The sequence below is a fragment of the Methylobacterium sp. 1A genome (genome assembly GCF_058072805.1).
Window position 1 is genome coordinate 1,578,469 of record NZ_JBYQVE010000002.1, and the last position, 23,716, is coordinate 1,602,184.

27 protein-coding genes are annotated in these 23,716 nt (G+C 73.2%); 14 read left to right on the forward strand and 13 right to left on the reverse strand.

Annotation, left to right across the window (positions count from 1 at the left end; genetic code table 11):
- Positions 1–31: 31 nt before the first annotated feature.
- From dxs to ACX9MN_RS27530, 11 genes are all read right to left on the reverse strand, one after another.
- On the reverse strand, positions 32–2,026 hold the full coding sequence (gene dxs, locus ACX9MN_RS27480) for a 1-deoxy-D-xylulose-5-phosphate synthase (protein WP_489726003.1): 1,995 nt from the start codon (positions 2,024–2,026) through the stop codon (positions 32–34).
- Between the two features lie 43 nt (positions 2,027–2,069).
- Positions 2,070–2,330: an exodeoxyribonuclease VII small subunit gene (locus tag ACX9MN_RS27485; RefSeq protein ID WP_012320922.1), complete on the reverse strand. Its 261-nt coding sequence runs from the start codon at positions 2,328–2,330 to the stop codon at positions 2,070–2,072.
- Between the two features lie 139 nt (positions 2,331–2,469).
- Complete coding sequence (locus ACX9MN_RS27490) at positions 2,470–2,982, reverse strand: tyrosine phosphatase family protein (RefSeq protein WP_020093937.1); 513 nt, start codon at positions 2,980–2,982, stop codon at positions 2,470–2,472.
- Between the two features lie 50 nt (positions 2,983–3,032).
- Positions 3,033–3,593: an HD domain-containing protein gene (locus ACX9MN_RS27495; RefSeq protein WP_091979887.1), complete on the reverse strand. Its 561-nt coding sequence runs from the start codon at positions 3,591–3,593 to the stop codon at positions 3,033–3,035.
- Positions 3,594–3,619: 26 nt separating this feature from the next.
- On the reverse strand, positions 3,620–4,234 hold the full coding sequence (locus ACX9MN_RS27500; protein ID WP_489726004.1) for a DNA-3-methyladenine glycosylase I: 615 nt from the start codon (positions 4,232–4,234) through the stop codon (positions 3,620–3,622).
- 130 nt (positions 4,235–4,364) lie between these two features.
- On the reverse strand, positions 4,365–5,216 hold the full coding sequence (gene ygfZ / locus ACX9MN_RS27505) for a CAF17-like 4Fe-4S cluster assembly/insertion protein YgfZ (RefSeq protein ID WP_489726005.1): 852 nt from the start codon (positions 5,214–5,216) through the stop codon (positions 4,365–4,367).
- 101 nt (positions 5,217–5,317) lie between these two features.
- Positions 5,318–5,572, reverse strand: coding sequence for a hypothetical protein (locus ACX9MN_RS27510; RefSeq protein WP_012320917.1), 255 nt, complete (start codon positions 5,570–5,572; stop codon positions 5,318–5,320).
- 159 nt (positions 5,573–5,731) lie between these two features.
- The gene (locus ACX9MN_RS27515) at positions 5,732–6,190 is read right to left on the reverse strand and encodes a TIGR02301 family protein (protein ID WP_020093933.1); all 459 of its coding nucleotides are present in this window, start codon (positions 6,188–6,190) and stop codon (positions 5,732–5,734) included.
- The gene (locus ACX9MN_RS27520; protein WP_091927311.1) at positions 6,187–6,711 is read right to left on the reverse strand and encodes an NUDIX hydrolase; all 525 of its coding nucleotides are present in this window, start codon (positions 6,709–6,711) and stop codon (positions 6,187–6,189) included. Before ACX9MN_RS27520 ends, ACX9MN_RS27515 begins: the two co-directional genes overlap by 4 nt.
- Entirely contained in the window at positions 6,708–7,907 is a 1,200-nt protein-coding gene (locus ACX9MN_RS27525; RefSeq protein WP_489726006.1) for a hypothetical protein, read from the reverse strand. The genes ACX9MN_RS27520 and ACX9MN_RS27525 overlap by 4 nt, the downstream gene beginning before the upstream one ends.
- On the reverse strand, positions 7,904–8,626 hold the full coding sequence (locus ACX9MN_RS27530) for an SDR family NAD(P)-dependent oxidoreductase (protein WP_041372745.1): 723 nt from the start codon (positions 8,624–8,626) through the stop codon (positions 7,904–7,906). The genes ACX9MN_RS27525 and ACX9MN_RS27530 overlap by 4 nt, the downstream gene beginning before the upstream one ends.
- A 174-nt stretch (positions 8,627–8,800) precedes the next feature.
- On the opposite strand from ACX9MN_RS27530, the gene ACX9MN_RS27535 reads away from it, so the two are divergent.
- The 4 genes from ACX9MN_RS27535 to thiL all read left to right on the forward strand — a co-directional run bounded on the left by ACX9MN_RS27535 (position 8,801) and on the right by thiL (position 11,642).
- Complete coding sequence (locus ACX9MN_RS27535; protein WP_091927313.1) at positions 8,801–9,388, forward strand: carboxymuconolactone decarboxylase family protein; 588 nt, start codon at positions 8,801–8,803, stop codon at positions 9,386–9,388.
- Positions 9,389–9,531: 143 nt separating this feature from the next.
- Positions 9,532–10,026 carry a 6,7-dimethyl-8-ribityllumazine synthase gene (gene ribH / locus ACX9MN_RS27540; RefSeq protein ID WP_020093929.1) on the forward strand — a complete coding sequence of 165 codons (495 nt, stop codon included), beginning with the start codon at positions 9,532–9,534 and terminating at the stop codon, positions 10,024–10,026.
- Between the two features lie 11 nt (positions 10,027–10,037).
- The gene (gene nusB / locus ACX9MN_RS27545) at positions 10,038–10,643 is read left to right on the forward strand and encodes a transcription antitermination factor NusB (RefSeq protein WP_170863012.1); all 606 of its coding nucleotides are present in this window, start codon (positions 10,038–10,040) and stop codon (positions 10,641–10,643) included.
- Positions 10,644–10,646: 3 nt separating this feature from the next.
- Positions 10,647–11,642, forward strand: coding sequence for a thiamine-phosphate kinase (thiL, locus tag ACX9MN_RS27550; protein ID WP_482959388.1), 996 nt, complete (start codon positions 10,647–10,649; stop codon positions 11,640–11,642).
- On the opposite strand, the gene ACX9MN_RS27555 is transcribed toward thiL, so the two are convergent.
- Positions 11,562–11,933 carry a hypothetical protein gene (locus ACX9MN_RS27555; protein ID WP_489726007.1) on the reverse strand — a complete coding sequence of 124 codons (372 nt, stop codon included), beginning with the start codon at positions 11,931–11,933 and terminating at the stop codon, positions 11,562–11,564. The two genes, thiL and ACX9MN_RS27555, sit on opposite strands and share 81 nt — an antisense overlap.
- A 448-nt stretch (positions 11,934–12,381) precedes the next feature.
- Between ACX9MN_RS27555 and ACX9MN_RS27560 the strand changes: the two genes are divergently transcribed.
- The 4 genes from ACX9MN_RS27560 to ACX9MN_RS27575 all read left to right on the forward strand — a co-directional run bounded on the left by ACX9MN_RS27560 (position 12,382) and on the right by ACX9MN_RS27575 (position 18,562).
- A complete protein-coding gene (locus ACX9MN_RS27560) occupies positions 12,382–14,526 on the forward strand; it encodes a sodium-translocating pyrophosphatase (protein WP_091927315.1) in 2,145 nt (714 codons plus the stop codon).
- A 194-nt stretch (positions 14,527–14,720) separates the two neighbouring features.
- Entirely contained in the window at positions 14,721–15,812 is a 1,092-nt protein-coding gene (locus tag ACX9MN_RS27565) for an alkene reductase (protein ID WP_020093884.1), read from the forward strand.
- A gap of 103 nt (positions 15,813–15,915) precedes the next feature.
- Positions 15,916–17,829, forward strand: coding sequence for a PAS domain S-box protein (locus tag ACX9MN_RS27570; protein WP_132367009.1), 1,914 nt, complete (start codon positions 15,916–15,918; stop codon positions 17,827–17,829).
- A 22-nt stretch (positions 17,830–17,851) separates the two neighbouring features.
- On the forward strand, positions 17,852–18,562 hold the full coding sequence (locus tag ACX9MN_RS27575; protein ID WP_427509710.1) for an HAD hydrolase-like protein: 711 nt from the start codon (positions 17,852–17,854) through the stop codon (positions 18,560–18,562).
- Here ACX9MN_RS27575 and ACX9MN_RS27580 read toward each other — a convergent pair.
- Positions 18,499–18,996, reverse strand: a complete 498-nt coding sequence (locus ACX9MN_RS27580) for an outer membrane protein assembly factor BamE (RefSeq protein ID WP_020093881.1) — start codon at positions 18,994–18,996, stop codon at positions 18,499–18,501. The genes ACX9MN_RS27575 and ACX9MN_RS27580 overlap by 64 nt on opposite strands.
- 155 nt (positions 18,997–19,151) lie before the next feature.
- Here ACX9MN_RS27580 and ACX9MN_RS27585 point away from each other — a divergent pair, with 155 nt between their 5' ends.
- From ACX9MN_RS27585 to ACX9MN_RS27610, 6 genes are all read left to right on the forward strand, one after another.
- On the forward strand, positions 19,152–19,721 hold the full coding sequence (locus tag ACX9MN_RS27585; RefSeq protein WP_489726008.1) for a ubiquinol-cytochrome C chaperone family protein: 570 nt from the start codon (positions 19,152–19,154) through the stop codon (positions 19,719–19,721).
- Positions 19,718–20,248 (forward strand): YceD family protein, encoded by a 531-nt coding sequence (locus tag ACX9MN_RS27590; RefSeq protein ID WP_489726009.1) that lies wholly within the window; start codon positions 19,718–19,720, stop codon positions 20,246–20,248. The genes ACX9MN_RS27585 and ACX9MN_RS27590 overlap by 4 nt, the downstream gene beginning before the upstream one ends.
- A gap of 145 nt (positions 20,249–20,393) precedes the next feature.
- Entirely contained in the window at positions 20,394–21,428 is a 1,035-nt protein-coding gene (gene plsX, locus ACX9MN_RS27595; RefSeq protein WP_091927318.1) for a phosphate acyltransferase PlsX, read from the forward strand.
- Positions 21,429–21,527: 99 nt separating this feature from the next.
- Positions 21,528–22,535, forward strand: a complete 1,008-nt coding sequence (locus ACX9MN_RS27600; protein ID WP_051123757.1) for a beta-ketoacyl-ACP synthase III — start codon at positions 21,528–21,530, stop codon at positions 22,533–22,535.
- 167 nt (positions 22,536–22,702) lie between these two features.
- Complete coding sequence (locus ACX9MN_RS27605; protein ID WP_020093876.1) at positions 22,703–23,023, forward strand: integration host factor subunit alpha; 321 nt, start codon at positions 22,703–22,705, stop codon at positions 23,021–23,023.
- A gap of 114 nt (positions 23,024–23,137) precedes the next feature.
- Positions 23,138–23,641, forward strand: coding sequence for a MerR family transcriptional regulator (locus ACX9MN_RS27610; protein WP_132367011.1), 504 nt, complete (start codon positions 23,138–23,140; stop codon positions 23,639–23,641).
- The last annotated feature ends 75 nt before the right edge of the window (positions 23,642–23,716 follow it).

Below are 23,716 nucleotides of genomic sequence, written 5' to 3' on the forward strand. Positions count from 1 at the left end.
ACGAGCGCGGGAGGCCCCGTTCTCCGCGGCGTCAGCGCGGGCGGCGGCGCACGCTCACCACGTTGCTCGCCGGCTCGGCCTTGCCGGTCTCCGCCGGCAGGGTGTCGAGGGCGGTCTTGACGATGGTCGTGGCGTCGAGGCCCGCCTCGGCGTACATCTTCTCCGGGCTGTCGTGGTCCTGGTAGGCGTCCGGCAGCGTCATCGTCCGCACCCGCACCCCGCCCGCGTCCAGAGCGCCCCGCTCCGCCAGCAGGTGCAGCACCATCGCGCCGAACCCGCCCCGCGAGCCCTCCTCGATCGTGATCAGAACCTCGTGCTCGCGCGCGAGCTCCAGGATCAGCGCCTCGTCCAGCGGCTTGGCGAACCGCGCGTCCGCCACCGTCACCGCCACGCCCTGCTCGGCCAGCGTGTCGGCCGCCTTCAAGGCCTCCGACAGGCGCGTGCCGAGCGACAGCAGCGCCACACGCGCCTCCGCGTCCCGCCGCACCACCCGGCCCTTGCCGATCGCCAGCGCCTCGCCCCGCTCCGGAAGCTCGACGCCCACACCCTCGCCGCGCGGGTAGCGCAGCGCGATCGGGCCCGTGTCGTGCGCGTGGGCGGTCGCCACCATGTGCACCAGCTCGGCCTCGTCGGAGGCCGCCATCACGGTCATGTTCGGCAGGCAGCACAGGTAGGCGAGGTCGAACGCGCCCGCGTGCGTCGCCCCGTCGGCGCCGACCAGCCCCGCCCGGTCCAGGCAGAACCGCACGGGCAGGTTCTGCAGCGCCACGTCGTGCACCACCTGGTCGTAGGCCCGCTGCAGGAAGGTCGAGTAGATCGCCACGAACGGCCGGTAGCCCTCGGTGGCCAGACCGCCCGCGAACGTCACCGCGTGCTGCTCGGCGATGCCGACGTCGAAGGTCTTGTCCGGGTGCGCCTTGCCGAACAGGTCGATGCCGGTCCCGCCCGGCATCGCCGCGGTGATCGCCACGACCTTGTCGTCGGCGTCGGCCGCCTTGATCAGGCTCTCGCCGAACACCCGCGTGTAGGCCGGCGCGTTCGGCTTGGCCTTGGCCTGGACGCCCGAGACCACGTCGAACTTGACCACGCCGTGGTAGCGGTCGGCCGAGGCTTCCGCCGGGGCGTAGCCCTTGCCCTTCTGGGTGACGACGTGGAGCAGGATCGGGCCGTGCTCGGCGTCGCGGACGTTCTTCAGGACCGGCAGCAGGTGGTCGAGGTTGTGCCCGTCGACCGGGCCGACGTAGTGGAAGCCCATCTCCTCGAACATGGTGCCGCCGCCGACCACGAGCGAGCGGGCGTATTCCTCGGCCGCGGCGGCGCGCTGGTAGAGCGCCTTGGGCAGGAGCTTGCCGAGCTGCTTGGCGGTCTCGCGCAGGGACTGGTAGGCGCCGCCCGAGGCGAGGCGGGCGAGGTAGGCCGACATGGCGCCGACGGGCGGCGCGATCGACATGTCGTTGTCGTTGAGGATGACGATCAGGCGCGAGTGCAGGGCGCCGGCATTGTTGAGGGCCTCGTAGGCCATGCCGGCCGACATCGAGCCGTCGCCGATGACCGCGATGGCGTTGCGGCGCTTGGGCGGGCGGTTCTTCGCCTTGGCGGCGGCGTTGTCGAGGTCGCGGGCGACCGCCATGCCCAGCGCGGCCGAGATCGAGGTCGAGGAGTGGGCGGCGCCGAAGGGGTCGTAGACGCTCTCGCTCCGCTTGGTGAAGCCGGACAGGCCGCCGCCCTGGCGCAGCGTCCGGATGCGGTCGCGGCGCTCGGTGAGGATCTTGTGGGGGTAGCACTGGTGTCCGACGTCCCAGACGATGCGGTCGTCGGGGGTGTCGAACACGTGGTGGAGCGCCACGGTCAGCTCGACCACGCCGAGCCCCGAGCCGAGATGGCCGCCGGTGATCGAGACCGCGTCGATCATCTCGGCGCGCACCGCGTCGGCCACCGCCTGAAGCTCCGACTCCGGAAGACGCCGCAGCGCCGAAGGCGACGGAACGCGGTCGAGAAGTGCACTCTGCTCGGGGGTAATCGCCACGGCATCAACCTCTAACGGATGGGATCGGTTCGACCGCCGAGCCTCAGGACATGTCGAGTGGGGCGACGCCCTCGGGCCGCCCGTCGGAGCCCAGCGTGATCCGCTGGATCCGCGCCTCGGCCCGCTTCAGCAGCGCCTCGCAATGCTTCTTCAGCACCTCGCCGCGCTCGTAGATCGCCACCGACTCGTCGAGCGGCACGTCGCCGCGCTCGAGCCGGCGGACGATTTCCTCGAGCTGTTCCAGCGCCTTCTCGAAGGGCAGGTCGCCGGCGGCGGGAGCCACCTCGGGTCTGCTCGCACTCATCCCAGATACTTCCTTTGGGGGTGTTTGTACGGCGCGATCCCCGGTCGCCACAACCCTGGGGGCCAGTCCGCCGGCCAGGTCCGCTCCGTTTTGGCCGGCCGCGGCGGCGTTTGCGCCACACTTCGCACCTGCGTTCGGTTCACGCCAGCGCGAGGGTGAACGGCGTGCCCTCGAAGGCGTCGGCGCCGCGCCCGATGCGGGCGATCGCCGCGACCATGCGGCCGTCGCGGTCCAGCATCCGGTCGGCGATCGCCACGAACAGGGCGTTGGGCGTCGCCGAGGGCGAGGCGGACCGCAGGGCGTCGGCGATCGCCGCCTCGTCGCGCTCGGGCGCCAGCGCGCAGGCCGCGATGTAGGCGGCGGCCGTCGAGCGGCTGATCCCGGCGTAGCAGTGGATCACCAGCGGCTTCTCCCGCGGCCAGGTCCGGACGAAGTCGAGAAGCCGGGCCACGTGTTCTTCAGCCGGCAAAACGTGTCCGTCCCGGGCCGCCGCGATGTCGCTGACCCAGATGATGGCGTGGTTCGCGGCGTCGATCACCGCCGGCCGCTCCAGCGGCGTGCCGACATTGATCAGCGTGAGCACGTGGCTCGCGCCCGTGGCGGCGACGGTCTCGGGCAAGCGCGAGAGCGGACAGACGTGGAGGGTCGGCATGGTGGGGCGCCAGTGACCTGCGATCGTGACGGATCGAGGGCGAAGATCCGTCAGGGCGGGGACAGGGCGGTGAAGCGCGCGAGGAATCGCGCCTCGGCCTCGGCGGTCGGCCACGGCCCGGCCAGGGCCGACACTGGCTCGGGCAGGTCGACCGAGGGGCCGAAATAGCGCTCGGCCTCCTCCGGCGCGAAGCCGGCGAGGCGCACTGCCTCGGCGTGGGCGGCGATCCGGTCGGCCCGCTTCACGAGCCGGGCGAGGGCGGGCGAGGGGGCGGCCAGCTCGAAGCGGCGGCGCACCGCCGCGAGCAGGCGCAGCTCGACGCCGCGATAGGCGTCGCCGATGGCGGCCTTGAGCGGCGAGATGATGTCCCCGACCACGTATTCCGGCGCGTCGTGCAGGAGCAGCTCGAGCCCGTCCCGGTCGGTGCAGCCGGGGGCGAGGTGGCGGCCCACCGCCTCGACCAGCAGGCTGTGCTGGGCCACCGAGAAGACGTGCGGCCCGCGGGTCTGGCCGTTCCAGCGCGCGACCCGGGCGAGGCCGTGGGCGATGTCGGCGATCTCGATGTCCCCGGGCGCCGGGTCGAGGAGGTCGAGGCGGCGGCCGGAGAGCATGCGCTGCCACGCGCGCGGCGGCGCGCTCACCGGGGCCCGCCCAGCGCGGCGCAGGGCCCGTGCCGGTGGCAGCCGACGAGGTGATCGTTGACCATGCCCACCGCCTGCATGAACGCGTGCACGATGGTCGGCCCGCAGAAGGAGAAGCCCTCCGCCTTCAGGGCCTTCCCGATCGCCCGGGAGACCGGCGTCTCGGTGGCGATCTCCGCGCGGGTCCGGGCCGTGCCCTGGACCGGCCGGCCGTCGACGAAGTCCCACAGGAAGTGCGCGAAGCCGGGGCCGCGCTCCTCGATCCGCAGCCACGCCCGGGCGCCCGCGACGGTGCCCTGGATCTTGGCGCGGTTGCGGATGATGCGGGTGTCGGCCATCAGCCGCGCGACGTCCGCCTCGGTGAAGCGGGCGATCCGCTCGGGATCGAAATCCGCGAAGGCGTCGCGGAACCCGTCCCGGCGGCGCAGGATGGTGATCCACGACAGCCCGGCCTGGAAGCCGTCGAGGATCAGCTTCTCGTAGAGAGCGCGGCCGTCATGCTCGGGCACGCCCCACTCGGTGTCGTGATAGGCGACGTAGAGCGGGTCGAGCCCGGCCCACCAGCAGCGTGGGCAGCCGTCGGGATGGTCGATGAGGCCGGTCTCGGACATACGGCGATGGTAACGAGAACAGGAGCGGAACGCCACCGTCGCGGCGGCGGCCGCACGGCCACCTCGACGGTCCCTTCCGCCGGTGCAAGACGAGCCGCGGTCACGCGGCCCGATCCCGCGCGTCTCGATCCTACTCGGCCGCGCTCGCCGCCCTGTCCGGCATGGCGAAGGTCGCGCAGGCGGGGCGCGTCAGCGTCACGGGCTGGTCGCCCGCGCGCGGGGTCTCGCCGGAGGCGAGCGCGTCGCCCAGTCGGTCGAGGCGGACCGTGGCGAGGCCGCGGTTCCCCGCGGCGCTGCCCGTGGTGCCGAGCACCTTGCCGCCCGCGGTGATCTCGATGCCGGGCGCGGGCGCGGCGTCCGCGTAGACGGCCGCCAGGATGCGGGTTCGGGCCGTGCCGCGGTGCTGCATCCGCGAGACCACCTCCTGGCCGACGTAGCAGCCCTTGCGGAAGTCAACTCCGCCGAGCTGATCCATCAGCGCCTCGTGCGGAAAGGCGTCGCCGAAGGCGAAGTCGCGTCCGCCCTCGGGCACGCCGAGGGCGATCCGGTGCGCGTGGTAGTCGGCCTCGGTGGCGTCCGCCGAGAAGGCGCCCGCTTCGGCGTAGAGACGGGCGCCGAGATCGGCCGCGCGGGAATCGGCCAGCGCCTCCGCGGCGGGCGGGGCCGCGCCGGCCCAGGCCGCCGCGACCGCGACGGTCGGGTCGGCCGCGATGGTCGCCTGCGCGCGCAGGCGATAGAGCGTCAGGCGCTTGGCGAGGTCCGCGGCCCTGTCGGCCAGCACGTCGAACCGGAAGCCGTCGGGGATCCGCGAGACCAGGAAATCGAAGAGGATCTTGCCCTGCGGCGTGAGCAGGGCGCCGAGGCGCGCCTCGCCGGGCTGGAGCGTCTCGACGTTGCAGGTCAGGACGCCCTGGAGCAGCGTCGTGGCGTCCGGTCCGGTAACGGTGACCAGGGCGCGGTCCGGCAGCAGGGCGACGGGCATGGGCGACGATTCCTCGGGAAACGAGCGGTCCGGCGGGCCGGACCGTGGACCCGGGACGTAGTCGCTGACCGCCCGCGCCTCAACCGTCCGCGCTCACCTGCTCAATGCTGGAGCGTCGTGGTGAACGCGCCCCCGCGGATGCGCTCCGGGAATCCCTCCGCGTAACGGGCCGTGGCTTCTTCGCCGTACGTCGTCACGAGTTCCTGAAAAGCCGCGAACAGGGCGGCCTGGGCCATGCAGTCACCGTCGAGACCATCGAGGCAGCCTTCCGCGAACGCTTCCGAGACGTAACTCAGCGCGACGCGTTTCTCCTCGACATCGACCTCGATGGGGGCGGTGTGAGAGCTGTGCTGCATGGCCGGATACTTCCATTGCGCCGGACACGGGGCCCGGCGGACGCAATGGATGATAAGCAGGTCCCGGCGGCTCGGCCAGCCGAGAATTTCGGATCGGTTAACGCGAGCGCTCAAATCCGATGTTTCGCCGGCATCGCCGGTATGTGTGCTGTACCTGCATCACCCCCCGAAACGCCCGGCCAGAGCGTGCGACAGCCGGTCGCCCTCCGCGACGTACCGTGCGGCCGCCTCGTGGGCCGCGGGCGTGCAGACCCGGTAGGTCAGCGCGTAGCCGCGATAGCCGCGGTTGTAGGCGCCGGCCAGCCGGTCGCGGCGGGCCGGGGTCACGCCCTCGGAGTCGATCAGCGCCTTCATGCGGGCCGGCCAGTCGGCCGCGTCCGGGGCCGCGCAGAGGTTCCGCAGGAACGCCAGGGCCCCGATGATCTCGGACATGCGCAGCAGGTCGCGGTCGTAGGGCGCGGGCACGTCCGCGGGGGCGGGCGCCTCCTTGGACGGCTCCTTCGCGGCTTCCTTGGCGGGCGCGCCGCTCCGGCCGGAGCGCTGCTGCGCCAGCGCCGGCGCGGAGACCGGGCCTGCCAGGAGCGCCAGCAGGCACAGGAGGGTCGCGGGGCGCCTCACGCCGTCGGCTCCCCGCCCGGCATTCCCGCGCGATTCACGCGCCGATCCGCGCTCCCGTCCGTGTCCCGGGCCGCCACCCGCGCGAAGGCCTCGCGCAGGGTGTCGACCAAGCCGGGGGTGGTCGGAAGGGTCGCGACCTCCGCGAGCGTCGCCCACCGGGTGCCCAGGGCTTCGGGCCCGGCCACCGGCTCGCCGCCGCACCACAGCGCGGCGTGCGGGTGGACGACGTAGTGGTGGCGGGCCCGGCCGGCCTCGTCCCGGACGATGATCTCCGTGGGCGAGAGCACGCCGACCACCTCGGCGGGCAGGCCGACCTCCTCGGACAGTTCGCGCAGGGCCGCCTCGGCCAGGGACTCGCCCGCCTCCACGAGGCCGCCCGGCAGGGTCCAGACGCCGCGCATCGGCTCGTTGGCCCGCGCCGCCAGCAGGACCCGCTCGCCGCGGATCACCGCGATCGACGCGCCCACGAAGGGCCGGGCCGGGAACAGCCGGCTGTCGGGATCCGGTGCGCCCGCGGTCACGGCTTGCCCCCGTCCGGTGCCACGACGGCCACCCGGCCGTCGGCGAGGCCGACGAGCAGCCGCGCCGCCGCGCCCTCGCCGAGGACGACGATGCCGGTCTCCGCGGGGGCCGGCAGCGGCACGCGCGCCCGCTCGCGCAGGCCGCCCTTGGCCGCCACGAAGGCGATCTCCGGCCGGCCCGCCACCGGCAGGACGAGCTCGGGGCTGCCGCCGGCCGGAACGGTCACGGCGAGATCCGAATCGCCGTCGCCGGCCGCGTAGCCCGCGGCCTCGCCGGCGGGCTCGATCGCGTCGGGACGCAGCGTCCAGAGCTGGAGCCGGCCCTTGGCGCTGACCGTCGCGGCCTGGGTGGCGCCCGATCCGGAGAAATCCGCGATGCCGGCGATCTTGAGGGGTGGGCCCGGCTGGGCGGGCGTGCGGGCGGCGACGGCCCAGGCCGCGCCCGGATCGCCGGCGGGCCGGTCGATCAGCACGAGGCCACCGGCATCCGCGCCGGACAGCGTCGCCGCCAGCAGCGCCGGGCGGTCCCCGAGGCGCAGCAGGCGCGGCCGCAGCGGCGCGAACACGGCCTCGCCCCCCGCCGGCACTGTCACGGTGGCCACGGGGACGGGCTTCGGATCGGTGCTCACCGCCATCGGCTGGCGCTCGCGGATCGTCAGCACCGCGGCGGCCGCGCTGCCGTCGGGGGCGCGGGTGCGCCCGGTGAGATAGGCGCTCAGGGGGCCCGAGAGGGCCCGGCGCGAGCCCGGCAGAGCCCCGCGCGGCGTCTCGGCGGCGGTCAGCCCCTCGACCGCGTCCCGACCGATCGGCCGCACGGTGACGCCGCCCTCCGCGAGGGCGAGCACGGCGCCGCCGTCGTCGCCCCAGACCACGGCGATCGGCGCGCTCTCCTCGTCGCCGGTCTGCTGGCCACCGCCCTGCGCGCCGGCTTTTGCCCCTGCCATGCCGCCGGTGATCGGCAGGAGCCCGGAGGTCGCCACCGAGACCGCGGCCTCGCTGCGCGAGCCGCGCAGCGCCCGCACCTTGAAGGGCAGGTCGAGGATCCGGATTCCGGGCTCGGCCCGCGCCCCCGCGACGGGCGCGACGCACGCGAGGAGGCCCAGGACGAGCGAGACCCGCCCGCGGCGCGCCGCCGGGTGCCGGCGCGGTAACGCCGTGCGCGCGGAAGCGCCCCAGGAAGCGACCGATCTGGTCAAACGTGCTGGCCGCCGTTGATGTGGAGCTCGGCGCCGTTCACGTAGGAGGAGGCCTCGGTGCACAGGAAGTAGATCGCCTTGGCGACCTCGTCCGGCGTGCCGAGCCGGCGCTGCGGGATCTGCTCGACGAGCTTCTCGGTGCCGGGCGACAGGATCGACGTGTCGATCTCGCCCGGCGAGATCGCGTTCACCCGCACGCCGAGCGGCCCGAAATCGGCGGCCATCTCGCGGGTCAGGCCCGCCAGCGCCGCCTTGGAGGTGCCGTACGCCGCCCCCGCGAAGGGGTGGACGCGCGAGCCGGCGATCGACGTCACGTTGACGACCGAGCCCTTGGCCCGGGCCAGTTCCTCGCGCAGGCCCCGGGCCAGCAGGATCGTGGCGAAGAGGTTGACCTGGAAGACCCGCTGCCACGTGTCGAACTCGGTGGCCAGCGCGCCGAGGCGCTCGCCCTCCGGCCCCTTCGGCGAGATCCCGGCATTGTTGACCAGCGCGTGCAGCACCCCGCCCTCGGCGGCGAGCCGGCCCCGCACCTCCTCGACGGCGCGGACCGTGTCCTGCGCGTCGGCGAGGTCGACCTGCAGGTGGTCCTCGGGCCCCATCTCCCAGGGGCAGTTCTCCGGGAAGGCGTGGCGCGAGCAGGTGATCACGCGCCAGCCCGCGGCCGAGAAGCGCTTGACGGTGGCGTGGCCGATGCCCCGGCTCGCGCCCGTGAGCAGCATGATGCGCCGGCGTTCGTTGACGGGGAGGGCCAAAGCCGTAAGCCTCGCTGGCGTTCAGGGATCGCCGCCCGGTCGGGCGCGGTGCGTGCCGGTGAGCCCCAATGGTCTAGGCGCACGGGCACCGGAAATCCAGAGCGGGCCGCGCGTCGGCGCCGGAGCACGGAGGGGAAACGCATGGCCAGCGGGCAGACCAGCGCGGAGCGCATGCCGGAGATTCCGGCCGGCGGCCTGTCCCCGGCGCAGGAAGAGGCGGCGGCCGCGTTCCGGGCCGAGCGCGGCGTCCCGGTCTTCGGGCCGTTCGTGCCACTCCTGCGCAGCCCCGAGCTGATGCTGTGCGCGAGCCGGATGGGCCAGTACCTGCGCTACGGCAGCGTCCTGCCGCTGCGGATCAGCGAGTTCGCGATCTTGGTGGTCGCGCGGGAGTGGAGCCAGCCGGTCGAGTGGGCGATCCATCACCCGATCGCCCTCGAGGCCGGAGTCGCCCCCGAGACCGCGCGGGCGCTGGCCGAGGGGCGCCGCCCCGACACGATGAGCGCCGACGAGGCCCTCGCCTACGCGTTCTCGACCGAGCTGATGCGCAACCGCGCGGTGAGCGACGCGACCTACGCGGCCCTGGTCGCGCGCTTCGGCGAGCAGGGGGCGATCGATCTGACCGGCATCAACGGCTACTACGCGCTGCTCGCCATGACGATGAACGTCGCCCGCACGGCCCTGCCGGAGGGCGGCCCCGCGGCCCCGCCGCTGCCGCCGCTGGTCGGGTAGGGCGCGCCGCCGCGGCCGCGGCGCGGGCCGGGGGCGATCCCGCGCGGCTTGTGGCGCCGGCCGCTTCGGTCTAACCGTCCTCCCCCGTGCGGGTGCCCGACGTGCCGCCCGCCCGTTCCCGAAAACCCGGCCGGACGAGAGCCATGGTCGCCCATACCCGCGCCGATTCGGCGCCCAAGCCCACCGACCCGGCGCTCGCCGGCGCCCGGATCCTCGTGGTCGAGGCGCGCTACTACGACGCGATCGCCGACGAACTCCTGGCCGGCGCCCTGGCGGCGATCGCGGCCGCCGACGCGCAGGCCACCGTGGTCACCGTGCCGGGGGCCCTGGAGATCCCCGCCGCCGTGGCGATCCTGCTCGACACGGGCGCCTACGACGCCGTGGTGGCGCTCGGCTGCGTGATCCGCGGCGAGACCGGCCACTACGACATCGTCGCCGGCGAGAGCGCCCGGGCGCTGATGGACCTGTCGGTGCAGCGCCGCGTGCCGCTCGGCAACGGCATCCTCACGGTCGAGACCGAGGCGCAGGCGCTCGCCCGCGCCCGGGTCGCCGAGATGAACAAGGGCGGCGGCGCCGCCGAGGCGGCGCTCGGCGTGCTCGCCCTGAAGCGTGCGGCCGAAGGCGCGCGCCCGCGATGACGGATACACCCATGACCGGGACCCCCGAGACCCAGCCGGAGACCGGCGCGGAGAATGGCACCGGCACCGCCGGCGCCCCCGCCAAGATCAGCCTGCGCAGCGGCGCCCGCCTCGCGGTGGTGCAGGCGCTCTACGAGATGGACGTCTCCGGCAAGGGCGTGCTCGACGCCCTCGCCGAGTTCGAGGCCTTCTGGATCGGCCAGGAGGTCGACGGGATCGCCCATCCCCCGGCCGAGACCGCGTTCTTCCGCGACCTGCTGCGCGGCACGGTCGAGGAGCAGCGCGCCATCGACCCCAAGCTCGACCAGGCCCTCGCGCAGGGCTGGCCGCTGCGGCGCATCGAGATCGTGCTCCGGGCGATCCTGCGGGCGGGCGCCTACGAGCTGATGTTCCGCCGCGACGTGCCGGCGGCCGCGGCGATCTCGGAATACGTCGACGTCGCCCACAGTTTCTACACCGCCGACGAGCCGGGCCTCGTCAACGCCGTCCTCGACCGGGTCGCCCGGGAGGTCCGGCCGGGCGAGGTCGGGGCCCCGAAGGCCTCGGGCAAGCCGGGCTCGTCCAAGCCGCTCCCCGGCAAAGCTGCGGCTGGGAAACCGTCGGCCGGAAAGGCCTGAGTCTTGGCCGGGCCGGCCCGCGCCTCCGAGGAGGGGCTGATCGCCCGCTACTTCGCCCCGCTCGCGGGGCCGGGCGCCGACGGGCTCCGGGACGACGCCGCCACGCTGACACCGGCGCCGGGCCACGACCTCGTCCTCACCGCCGACGCCGTGGTGGCGGGGATCCACTACTTCGCGGAGGATCCGCCGGCCTCGATCGCCCGCAAGGCGCTCGGCGTGAACCTCTCCGACATCGCCGCCAAGGGCGCGGTCCCGCGCGGCTTCCTGCTGACCCTCGCGCTGCCCGACGACTGGACGGAGGCCTGGCTCGACGGATTCGCGCAGGGGCTCGGCGCGGCGGCCGAGGCGGCCGGCTGCCCGCTGCTGGGCGGCGACACGGTGCGCTCCGGCGGCCCCGCGCTGATCTCTGTGAGCGTGTTCGGCGAGCTGCCGACCGGCACCATCGTGCGGCGCACCACCGCGCGGGTCGGCGACCGGATCTGCGTTACCGGCACGATCGGCGACGCCGCCCTCGGCCTGCGGATGCGCCTGGAGGGCGACGCCCCCTGGGCGGCCGGCCTCGATCCGGCGCTGCGGGCCGAACTCGCCGACCGCTACCTGCACCCGCGCCCGCGGCTCGCCGCCGCGCCGGCCATCCGCCGCCACGCCTCGGCGGCCATGGACGTGTCCGACGGCCTCGCGGGCGATCTCGCCAAGATGCTGGGCGCGGGCCGCACCGCCCGGGTGGCGACGGCGGACGTGCCGCTCTCGGAGGCGGCCCGGTGCGCCTGCGCGGCGGACCCCGCCCTGATCGAGGCGGTCCTGACCGGCGGCGACGATTACGAGATCCTCTGCACCGTCGCGCCGGAGCGCCTGGCGGATTTCCGGGCCGAGGCCGCGGCGGCCGGGATCGCCGTCGCCGCCATCGGCACCGTCACCTCAGGCGACGGCCCGCCGCGCTTCGAAATGCGCGATGGCGCCGAGCGCGTGTTCGCGGCCGGAGCCTTCAGCCACTTCTGACGCCCAGATCGCGTCCGGTCCCGAGATCATCGGGCCGGCGGCGTCCCCGGCCGGGTGGCCGATCTGGCGCCGGACCTCGCCGATCATCGCGGCGGCGACCACCGGGATCCAGCGGCCGGCCGAGTCCCCACCCGCGCCCGGCGCCCGGGACAGGGCGCGCTGCAGCACGCAGAGCAGGTCGTCCTGGATCGTGACCGGCTGCGCCGCGACCCGCTCTGCGATCAGGAAGCCGACCGCGCCGCTCAACACCTCGATGGTCGCCGCCAACCTGGCGGCTTGGTCGCTGCTCATGGCGAGTCCCTCGTCCGAACACAACCAAAAATAGAATATCGGTTGGTTAAGGCGACGTTAACGGCGGCTCGAGCCGCTCGCGTTCGTGATGTTCCGGTTCGGGGGACGGGCATCTCCGCTCGCGGGAGCCGCGCTCGGCCCCCTCTCCCGCACGGAAGAGGGGGCTCGCGCCCATGGAACCGGGTGCAGCGGCCGGCGGGAAACCAGATCTGCAACATAATGCAGCATTGCGGGTTCGAGGGCTTTTTAGCCCCCGGGTCGTGAGACCCGATTCCCGGCGTCGCCCGCCGACGCGGCGTTTGCGCTCCCCGGCGAAGTTTGGCAATCAAGGCATTGTTCTGGGAAGGAAAGCCCCGAATCCGAGCGCCGCGTCCCATGGCCGTCGTCCGGCGGCCAAGCTCGACAATCACAAGCCAACGCCAGGCACGATAATAACAAGGACGGTCGAATGATTCCCTTGGTCCTGATCATCGCGGGCGGGCTCTGCGCCGTCGCCTACGGCATCGTCACGATCCTCGACGTGATGCGGCGCGACGCCGGCACGCAGCGCATGCAGGAGATCGCCGCCGCCATCGCCGAGGGCGCGCAGGCCTATCTCCGGCGGCAATACACGACGATCGGCCTCGTCGGCGTCGTCCTGTTCGTCCTTCTCGCCGTCTTCCTCGGGATCAAGGTCGCGGTCGGCTTCCTGATCGGCGCCGTTCTGTCGGGCGCGGCCGGCTTCATCGGCATGAACGTCTCGGTCCGGGCCAACGTCCGCACGGCCCAGGCCGCCTCGACCTCGCTGGGCGGCGGCCTCGACGTCGCCTTCAAGTCGGGGGCGGTGACCGGCATGCTGGTGGCGGGCCTCGCGCTGCTGGGCGTGGCCCTCTACTACCTGTTCCTCACCCGCGCCGCCCATCTCGAGCCGTCGAGCCGCGAGGTGATCGACGCCCTCGTGGCGCTCGGCTTCGGCGCCTCGCTGATCTCAATCTTCGCCCGCCTCGGCGGCGGCATCTTCACCAAGGGCGCCGATGTCGGCGGCGACCTCGTCGGCAAGGTCGAGGCCGGCATCCCGGAGGACGATCCGCGCAACCCCGCCACCATCGCCGACAACGTCGGCGACAATGTCGGCGACTGCGCCGGCATGGCGGCCGACCTGTTCGAGACCTACGCGGTCACGGTCGTCGCCACGATGGTGCTGGCCGCGATCTTCTTCTCCGGCGCGGGCGGGAGCAACCGCGACGTCCTCGAGCCGATGATGCTGTACCCGCTCGCCATCGGGTCGGCCTGCATCCTCACCTCCATCGCCGGCACCTACGCGGTGCGGCTCGGCGCGAACCAGTCGATCATGGGGGCGCTCTACAAGGGGCTGATCGCCGCCGGCGTGCTCTCCATCGCGGCGATCGCGGCGGTCAACATGACCCTGCTCGGCGGCTTCTCGACGAGCTTCACCACCTCGACCGGCCTGACCTTCACGTCGGCCGCGCTGTTCGGCTGCGCGGTGATCGGGCTCGCCATCACGGCGCTGATCGTCGTGATCACCGAGTACTACACGGGCACCAACTTCCGCCCGGTGAAGTCGATCGCCGACGCGTCGGTGACCGGCCACGGCACCAACGTGATCCAGGGGCTGGCGATCTCGCTCGAATCGACCGCGCTGCCGGCCATCGTGATCGTGGCAGGCATCATCAGCACCTACGCGCTCGCCGGCCTGTTCGGCATCGCCATCGCGGTCACCGCCATGCTGGCGCTCGCGGGCTTCATCGTGGCGCTGGACGCCTTCGGGCCGGTCACCGACAATGCCGGCGGCATCGCCGAGATGGCGGGCCTGCCCTCGGAGGTGCGCAAGTCGACCGACGCCCTCGACGCGGTCGGCAACACCACCAAGGCGGTGACGAAGGGCTACGCGATCGGCTCGGCGGGTCTCGGCGCGCTGGTGCTGTTTGCCGCCTACACGTCGGACCTGAACTACTTCATCGCCCATGCGAGCCCGACGCAGTACCGCTTCTTCCAGGGCGTCAGCGTCGATTTCTCGCTCTCCAACCCCTACGTCGTGGTCGGGCTGCTGCTCGGCGGCCTGATCCCGTTCCTGTTCGCCGGCATCGCCATGACGGCGGTCGGGCGCGCGGCGGGCGCGGTGGTCGAGGAGGTCCGGCGCCAGTTCCGGGCCAAGCCCGGCATCATGCAGGGCACGGACCGGCCGGATTACGGGCGGGCGGTGGACATGCTCACCCGCGCGGCGATCAAGGAGATGATCATCCCGTCGCTGCTGCCGGTCCTGTCGCCGATAGTGCTGTTCTTCGTGATCCAGTTCATCGCCGGGAAGAGCCAGGCCTTCGCCACCGTGGGCGCGAGCCTGCTCGGCGTGATCCTCACCGGCCTCTACGTGGCGATCTCGATGACCTCGGGCGGCGGTGCCTGGGACAACGCCAAGAAGTACATCGAGGACGGCCACCACGGCGGCAAGGGCTCCGACGCCCACAAGGCGGCGGTGACCGGTGACACGGTCGGCGACCCCTACAAGGACACCGCCGGTCCGGCGGTGAACCCGGCGATCAAGATCACCAACATCATCGCCCTGCTGCTGCTCGCCGTGCTGGCGCACAGCTGAGTTCCGCGAAGACCGGATCGGCCGACGGGGCCGGGCTCTCCGCGAGCCCGGCCCTTCCCGTTTCGCCGTGTGCGCCCCCGCACGCGACGGCCAGTCCCGCGGCGCAGCACCTTGGCATCGCGGCGCCGCAGCGCCACCTCGGCGCCGGATTAAAACCCGGACGCGGCCCCCGCCGCACCAGCACGAGGTAACCCATGCCGTCCCTGCTCGACCCGATCCGCATCGGCGCCATCGAGGCGAAGAACCGGATCTTCATGGCGCCGCTGACCCGCGGCCGCGGCACCCGCGAGCACGTTCCGACCCCGATCATGGCCGAGTACTACGCCCAGCGCGCCGGCGCCGGCCTGATCCTCACCGAAGCCACCGGTATCAGCCAGGAGGGGCTCGGCTGGCCCTACGCGCCCGGCATCTGGTCCGACGCCCAGGTCGACGCGTGGCGGCCGATCGTGAAGGCCGTGCACGACAAGGGCGGCAAGATCGTCTGTCAGATCTGGCACATGGGCCGGATGGTCCATTCGGACTTCCTCGGCGGCGCCAAGCCGGTCTCGTCCTCGGCCACGACGGCGCCCGACCAGGCCCACACCTATTCCGGCAAGAAGCCCTACAGCGAGGCCCGCGCCCTGGAGGTGTCCGAGATCCCGCGCCTGCTCGGCGATTACGAGCGGGCCACCGCCAACGCCCTGGCTGCCGGGTTCGACGGGGTGCAGATCCACGCCGCGAACGGCTACCTGATCGATGAGTTCCTCCGCGACGGCACCAACCACCGCACCGACCAGTATGGCGGGTCCGTCGAGAACCGCGTGCGGCTCCTGCGCGAGGTGACCGAGGCGGTGGCGAAGGTCGCCGGGCCGGAGCGCACCGGCGTGCGCCTCTCGCCGAACGGCGCGATCCAGGGCTGCAACGACTCGAACCCGGAGCCGCTGTTCGTCGCCGCCGCCCAGGCGCTCGCCGATGCCGGGATCGCCTTCCTGGAGATGCGCGAGCCGGGGCCGAACGGCACCTTCGGCAAGGCCGACCACCCGCCGATCGCCCCGGCGATGCGGCGCGTGTTCCGCAACCCGATGATCCTGAACGCCGACTACGACGGGGTCAGCGGCCAGAAGGCGCTGGATGCCGGCGAGGCCGACGCCATCGCGTTCGGCCGGACCTTCATCGCCAACCCGGACCTCGCCGAGCGGATCGCCAGGAAGGCGCCGCTCGCCAAGGACGACGCCGCGACGTGGTACAGCCAGGGCCCCGAGGGCTACGTCGACTACCCGACCCTGACCGAGTCCCGCGCCGCCTGACGCGCCGCGGTCGCGTGCCCTGCCGCGGCCCGGAGGGCTGCGGCAGGAAACCGCGGCGGTTCCTTGGCAGCGGGCCGTCGCGCGCCTATGTGAGGGCAGGACCATGGATGTGCCTGCACCTCACGCGCTCGCGGAAGCCGGACCGACCGACGGGCGCTGGCGCGCCGCCGACCGGATCGCCGAACTGCGCGATCTCGCGATCCTCGATTCCGAGCCCGAGCCGCTCTACGACGACCTCGTGCGGGTCGCCGCCTATGTCTGCCGGGCGCCGGTCGCGCTCGTCAGCCTCGTCGATGCCGAGCGGCAGTGGTTCAAATCGGAGGTGGGCCTCGGCAAGCGCGAGCTGCCGATCAATTGCTCGGTCTGCGCCCACACGATCGAGGCCGGCGACCTTCTCGTCATCCCGGACCTGACCACGGACCCCCGGACCACCGAGAATCCCCTCGTGACCGGGGCACCGGCCTTCCGCTTCTACGCGGGTGCGGTGATCCGCGGTAGCCACGGCATCCCGCTCGGCGCGCTGTGCGTGCTGGACCGCGTCCCGCGGCCGGAGGGGCTCGATTCGGAGCAGACCGCGACCCTGCTGGCGCTGGCGCGCCAGATCTCCAGCCTGCTGGAGCACCGCAGGACGCTGGCGCAGGTCGCCGCCCGCGAGGCGGAGATCGCCGCGAGCGAGCGCCGCTTCCGCGTGATGACCTCGGCGATGCCCCAGATGGTCTGGACCACGCGGCCGGACGGGTTCCACGACTACTACAACGACCGCTGGTACGAGTTCACCGGCGTCCCCTACGGCTCCACCGACGGCGAGGGCTGGAACGGTGTGTTCCATGCCGAGGACCAGGACAGGGCCTGGGCGCGGTGGCGCCACTGCCTCGCGACCGGCGAGCCCTACGAGATCGAGTATCGCCTGCGCCACCACAGCGGCGACTACCGCTGGACCCTGGGGCGGGCCATGCCGATCCGGGACGCCGAGGGGCGGATCGAGCGGTGGTTCGGGACCTGCACCGACATCGACGATTTGAAGCGCGCCGAGGCCGAGGCCCGCAAGCTCGCGGCGATCGTCGAGACGTCGAAGGACTTCATCGGGCTCAGCACCCTCGAGGGCGCGATCACCCATCTCAACGAGGCGGCCATGGCCCTGGTCGGCCTGCCCGATCTCGCCGCCGCCCGCGCCAAGAAGGTGCCCGACTTCTTCACCGACGACAGCCGCCGGATCCTGGCCGAGACCGTGATGCCGGCGGTGCGCCGGGACGGGTTCTGGGAGGGCGAACTCGCCTTCCGGCACTTCGTCACCGGCGAGCCCCTGGCCGTGCTCTACAACATCTTCCCGGTGCGCGACCCGACCGGGACCGAGCTCGGCTACGCCACCGTCACCCGCGACCTGCGCGAGGCCAAGCGCGCCGAGGAGGCCCGCGACCTGCTGATCCGCGAGCTGTCGCACCGGATCAAGAACATCTTCGCGGTGGTGGGCGGCCTCGCCGCCCTGACCGCGCGGACCGACCCCGCGGCCAAGCCCTTCGTGGCCGCGTTCCGCGAGCGGCTCGGCGCCCTGGCCCGGGCCCACGAATACGTCCGCCCGCACTCCCCCGACAGCGCCCCGCCGGTCGCTGGCCAGACGGTGCTCGGGCTGATGCGCCTGATCATGGCCGCCTACGAGGAGAACGGGCGCGCCCGCGTGGTGATCTCGGGGGACGATGCCGAGATCGGCGAGCGCACCGCCACGGCCCTCGCGCTGATCATGCACGAGCAGGCGACGAACGCGGTCAAGTACGGCGGCCTGTCGACGCGGGAGGGCGGCGTCTCGCTGAGCGGGACCCGCGAGGCGGGCCGCTACACGCTGACCTGGCGCGAGGAGGGCGGCCCGCAGATCGCCGGCGCGCCGTCCCGGAAGGGATTCGGCACAGTGCTGGCCGAGCGCAGCGTCGCCGGCCAGCTCGACGGGGCGCTGGAGCACGACTGGGCGCCGGGCGGTCTCCTGATGCGGCTCAGCGTCCCGCTCGAGAACCTGCGGACCTGACGTGGCTCGGATGCCGGCCCGGATGCCGGCCGCGCCCGGGCCGGGTCTCGTCGTCCTCGACTTCGACGGCACGCTGGCCGACAGTTTCGGGTGGTTCTGCTCGGTGCTGAACGGCGTCGCCGACCGCTACCGCTTCCGCCGGGTCGAGGCCCACGAGGTGGAGGAGCTCCGGCTCCAGGGCGCCCGGGCGATCGTCGCCCATCTCGGCATCCCGCGCTGGAAGCTGCCGCTCATCGCCCGCCACATGCACGCGCTGGCCGCCCGCGACGCCGCGCAGATCGCCCTGTTTCCCGGCGTCCCGGCGATGCTGGCCGCGATCGCGGCGGCGGGCGTGCCGCTGGCGATCCTGTCGTCGAATCGCGCCGACACGGTGCGGCGGGTGCTCGGACCGGACAATGCCGCCCGCATCGGCAGCTACGCCTGCGGGGCGTCGATCTTCGGGAAGGCGCGCCGGCTGCGGGCGTTGCTCGCGCGGACCGGGGTGCCGCCGCACCGGGCCCTCTGCGTCGGCGACGAGATCCGGGACCTCGAGGCGGCGCGGGCGCTGGGCTGCCCGTTCGGCGCCGTGGCCTGGGGCTACACCGACCCGCGGGCCCTCGTGTCCCACGGCCCCGAGCACCTGTTCCCGGAGCCCGGGGCGATCGCCCGCCTCGTGGCGGGCGAGGCCGGTCACATGCCGCGATTCGCGCCCGGCACGACGCTGGTGCCGCTGCCGCTGCCGAACGGCTCGTAGCGGGTCAGGCCGCGGAACAGCTGGCTGAGGAAGGCGCGGTCGGCGCCGCTCGTCGGCGTGGTGCGCTCGATGAAGTCGAAGATCCGGCCGTCCTGCAGGCCGTAGAGCGCCACGCGCTCGACCTTGAAGGCGGGGGTGAAGTACACGGCCGTGACCTTCTGGTCCTCGACCTGCTCGCCCAGGAACATGATCGTCCGGCGGGTGTTCTGCGAGATGTAGTACCAGGACTTGTTGCCGACCGTGGACACGGTCGAGGGCGTGCCCAGGATCTGCAGCACCTGCTCGGGGCCCATGCCGGGCTTGATCGTGGCGAGCGCCGCCTGATCGACCTGGTAGCCGTGGCGCAGCTCCTCGCCGATGCAGCCCGACAGACCGGTTGCCGCGAGGCCGAGCAGGGCGAGGCGCGCGAAGGACTGGACGAAACGGCGCCGCATCGGGCCCCCAGAGAGCGTGTTGACGGACGGGGCGCGACCGTCGCCGCCGGCACGGGGCTCCGACGGCGCTTGCGCCCTGGGCGTGGGTTGCCGTACCGCGGGGTTATGGCTTTGACAAGGCAAGCTTGGCCACAGAGGGCCGGGGTTCGACACCGATGATCGCCGGGCTGTTCCGCCGCGCGGGCGCGCGCCGCCGCGCCGTCGAGGGGCTGCACGTCGCCCTGAGCGAGGCCGCGCGCCGGCCGGGCCTCTACACGGATCTCGGCGTGCCCGACACCGTGGAGGGCCGGTTCGAATCCCTGTGCCTGCACGCGATCCTGGTCCTGCGCCGGCTGAACCGGCTGCCGCCGCCGGCCGCCGAGGTGGCGCAGGATCTGGTGAACTCGGTCTTCACCCAGCTCGACGCCTCCCTGCGCGAACTCGGCGTCGGCGACATGGGCGTGTCCAAGCGGATGAAGAAGCTCGGCGCCGCCTTCTACGGCCGGGCCGAGGGCTACGACGCGGCCCTGGAGGCCGGCGACGTCGCGGCCCTGGCGGCCGCCCTCGTCCGCAACGTGCTCGGCGGCGAGGGGGACGGGCGCGGTCTCGCCGCCTACGTGCGGGCGGCCGACGCCGCCCTCGCCGGGGCCGATCTCGACGGGCTGCTCGCGGCCGGGCCGCCCTTCCCGGAGCCCGACGGCTTCGCGCCGGTACCGGCCGGCCCTGACCACGGAGGACGCGCATGAGCCGCGATGCCAGCAGCCGCGATGCCGGCCAGGACGCTTTCCCGCTCGCGCGCTGGGTCAATGTCGAGCGCCTGCCCCAGGGGCGCGGCGCCGTCACCGTGGAGGCGAGCCCGGCCGAGTGCGCGGCGCTGGCCGCCGATTTCGGCATCCCGGGGATCCGCGACCTCGTCGGGCGCTTCGCCATCGAGGGGGCGACCAGCCGCCTCACCGTGACCGGCACCGTGGAGGCCCTGGTGGCCCAGGTCTGCACCGTCAGCCTCGAACCCTTCGAGGCGCCGGTCCGGGAGCCGGTCGAGGTGGTGTTCACCGACACCGACCGGCTCGCCGGCACCGATGCCGAGGACGCCGACATCCCCGACCCTCTGGTCGGCGGCCGCATCGATTTCGGCGCGCTCACCGCCGAGTTCCTGGCGCTGGGCCTCGACCCGTACCCGCGCAAGCCCGGCATCGCCTTCGAGCCGGTCGTGGCGGGCGACGAGGCCGGACCCCTCGACGGCCTGCGCAAGCTCCGCGACCGCGACGGCTGAGCCCGCCGCGTCCGTCCGGAACCGCCGGCCGCCCGATTTCATTTGCCCGCCGGGCCGGTATCGCTATGGTCCGCCGCGCCCGGCGGGCCCCGTCCCGCCGCCGTCCGAACCCCTTTCCCGCCGAGACCCGCGACCCGCTACCGACATGTCCCAACGCGTGTGCATCTCGCTCGACGCCATGGGTGGCGACCACGGGCCCACCACGGTCGTGCCCGGCGCGGCGCTGGCCCGGGAGCGCCATCCCGGCACCACCTTCCTCATGTTCGGCGACGAGGCGGTGATCGCGCCGCTGGTCGCCAAGGAGCCCCGGCTCAAGGACTGCGTGGAGATCCGCCACACCAGCGTGGCCGTGGCCATGGACGACAAGCCGAGCCAGGCGGTGCGCCAGGGCCGGGGCAAGTCGTCGATGTGGCAGGCGATCCAGGCGGTCCGCGACGGGCAGGCCGATGCCTGCGTGTCGGCCGGCAACACCGGCGCGCTGATGGCGATGTCGAAGATCTGCCTGAAGACCATGTCGGGCATCGAGCGCCCGGCCATCGCCTGCCTGTGGCCGACCGTGCGCGGCGAGAGCGTCGTGCTCGACGTCGGCGCCACGATCGGCACGGATGCCGAGCACCTCGTCGAGATGGCCGTGATGGGCTCGGCCATGGCGCGCATCGTGTTCGACCTCGAGCGTCCGACCGTCGGCCTGCTCAACGTCGGCACCGAGGAGATGAAGGGCAACGAGGCGGTCAAGGAGGCCGCCCGGATCCTGCGCGAGATGGAGAGCCCCGGGCTGACCTATCACGGCTTCGTCGAGGGCACCGATCTCGGGCGCGGCACGGTCGACGTGGTGGTGACCGAGGGGTTCACCGGCAACATCGCCCTCAAGACCGCCGAGGGCACCGCCAAGCAGATCGGCACCTATCTCCGCGCCGCCATGACCCGGACGCTGGCCGCCAAGATCGGCGCCCTGTTCGCGCGGCAGGCCTTCAAGGCCCTCAAGGACAAGATGAACCCCAGCCGAGCCAACGGCGGGGTGTTCCTCGGCCTCGAGGGCATCGTCATCAAGAGCCACGGCTCGGAGAACGCGCAGGGCTTCGCTGCGGCGATCGATCTGGCGCACGACATGGCGCGCCACGACATGATCCGCACGATCCGCGAGATGCTCGACCAGACGGCGGCGCTGGCGCCGGCCTGACGCCGGCCCCGGGCCTCCGTCGACGGACGGGATGGAAATCGGACGCCCGCGGCTTCACAACCGGCGATTGTGAAGCTGGGTCGTCCGGGAAGGACAATGATGGCAACCCTCCGCACTGACCCCGAGCAGCACCGGCGCGTCCCCCCTCTGCGCTCGGTGGTGGTCGGGACCGGCTCGAGCCTGCCCGCGCGGGTGGTGACGAACGCCGACCTCGCCGAGCGGGTGGACACGTCCGACGAGTGGATCGTCCAGCGGACCGGGATCCGCCAGCGCCATCTCGCGGGGCCCGACGAGACCACCTCGGTCCTCGGTACGCGCGCCGCCAGGGCGGCCCTCGACGATGCCGGGCTGAGCGCGGACGACATCGACCTCGTCATCTGCGCCACCTCGACGCCGGATCACACCTTCCCGGCGACCGCGACCCAGATCCAGGCGGCACTGGGCATCCATCAGGGCGCGGCCTTCGACCTGCAGGCGGTGTGCGCCGGCTTCGTCTTCGCGGTCTCGACCGCCGACAAGTTCCTGACCACGGGGGCCGCCCGCCGGGCCCTCGTGATCGGCGCCGAGACCTTCTCGCGGATCGTCGACTGGGAGGACCGCACCACCTGCGTGCTGTTCGGCGACGGGGCCGGCGCCGTCGTGCTGGAGGCGCAGGAGGGGGCCGGGGACCGTGGCGTCCTCAGCGCGAGCCTGCGGTCGGACGGACGCCACCGGGAGAAGCTCTACGTCGACGGCGGCCCCGGCTCCACCGGCACCACCGGCCACCTGCGCATGGAGGGCCGCGACGTGTTCCGATTCGCCGTCGGGCAGGTCACCGACGTGATCGTGGAAGCCTTCGCGCAGGCGGGCATCACCGCGGAGGAACTCGATTGGTTCGTGCCGCATCAGGCCAACCGCCGGATCATCGAGGCCTCGGCCGACAAGCTCGGTGTCGCCCGGGACAAGATCGTCCTGACGGTGGACCGCCACGGCAACACCTCGGCGGCCTCGATACCCCTGGCCCTCGACGTGGCGCGGCGGGACGGCCGCATCCGGGCGGGCGACCTCGTGATGATCGAGGCGATCGGCGGCGGGTTCAGCTGGGGCGCCGCGCTAATCCGCTGGTAGCGTTTCGGGCGGCGCGCCCGAAACGATTCGCTGTCCCGGCGCGGTTGACCGGGGGCGGAGCGCCGATTAGCGTGCCGGATCATAGGGATACGCCGTCAGCGTTCGGCGCGGCCAAGGATGCCGCGCCGTGCGTCATGGGGCGAGCGACGCGGGCGAGGGGACACGGCATGGCAGGCAAGACGGTGACGCGCGCCGACTTGAGCGAGGCCGTCTACCACCAGGTGGGCCTGTCGCGGACCGAGTCGGCCGCCCTCGTCGAGACCGTGCTGTCCGAGATCTGCAGCTGCCTCGCGAGCGGCGAGACGGTGAAGCTGTCCTCGTTCGGCTCCTTCGTGGTCCGCAGCAAGGGCAAGCGCGTCGGCCGCAATCCCAAGACCGGGGTCGAGGTCGCGATCGAGCCGCGGCAGGTGATGGTGTTCAAGCCCTCCAACGTGCTCAAGGCCAAGATCAACGGCCTGAACGGCGCGGGCGACCACGACGACGAGTGAGCGCGCCGCGAATGCGGCCGCGTCGGCGAGCGCTTCGGGCGGGCTCTTCAGGCTTGAGTGCGGCCCCGCGAGCCGGCAAGATCGGGCCGCTTCGCCCCGCTCCGTAAGACGCCCATGCCGCCAGCCCTCGCCGCCGCCTCGACCGACGAACCGCCGACCGGGATCGGCGAGAAGAGCGCCCACGCGTTCCGGACGATCAGCGAGGTGGCCGAAGAGCTCGACGTGCCCCAGCACGTCCTGCGGTTCTGGGAAACCCGCTTCGGCCAGATCCGCCCCGTGAAGCGGGCGGGGGGGCGCCGCTACTACCGGCCCCAGGACATCGAGCTCGTCGCCGGCATCCGCCATCTCCTGCACGTGCAGCGCTACACCATCGCGGGGGCGCAGCGGGTCCTCAAGGAGAACGGCGTCCGCTTCGTGCAGGCCGTCGGCCGCGGCGAGGCCGTGGCGGCCGAGCCGCTGCTTCAGGAGGTCGAGACCGAGGCGGGAGCCCGGAGCGGGACCGGGGGCGCGACATTCGGCGCGTCGGACCGGGCGGCCCTGGCCGAGGCGCTGGACGAGTTGCGCGCCTGCCGCGCCCTGCTCGACGGGCTGCGCGACCTGCCCGACATGGAGGCCTGAGCGGGCCTGCCGGGCTCGACGACCCCGGCCCCGGCGCGCGGCGGGCGAACTTTCCGGCAACACGTCGCGTTGTCG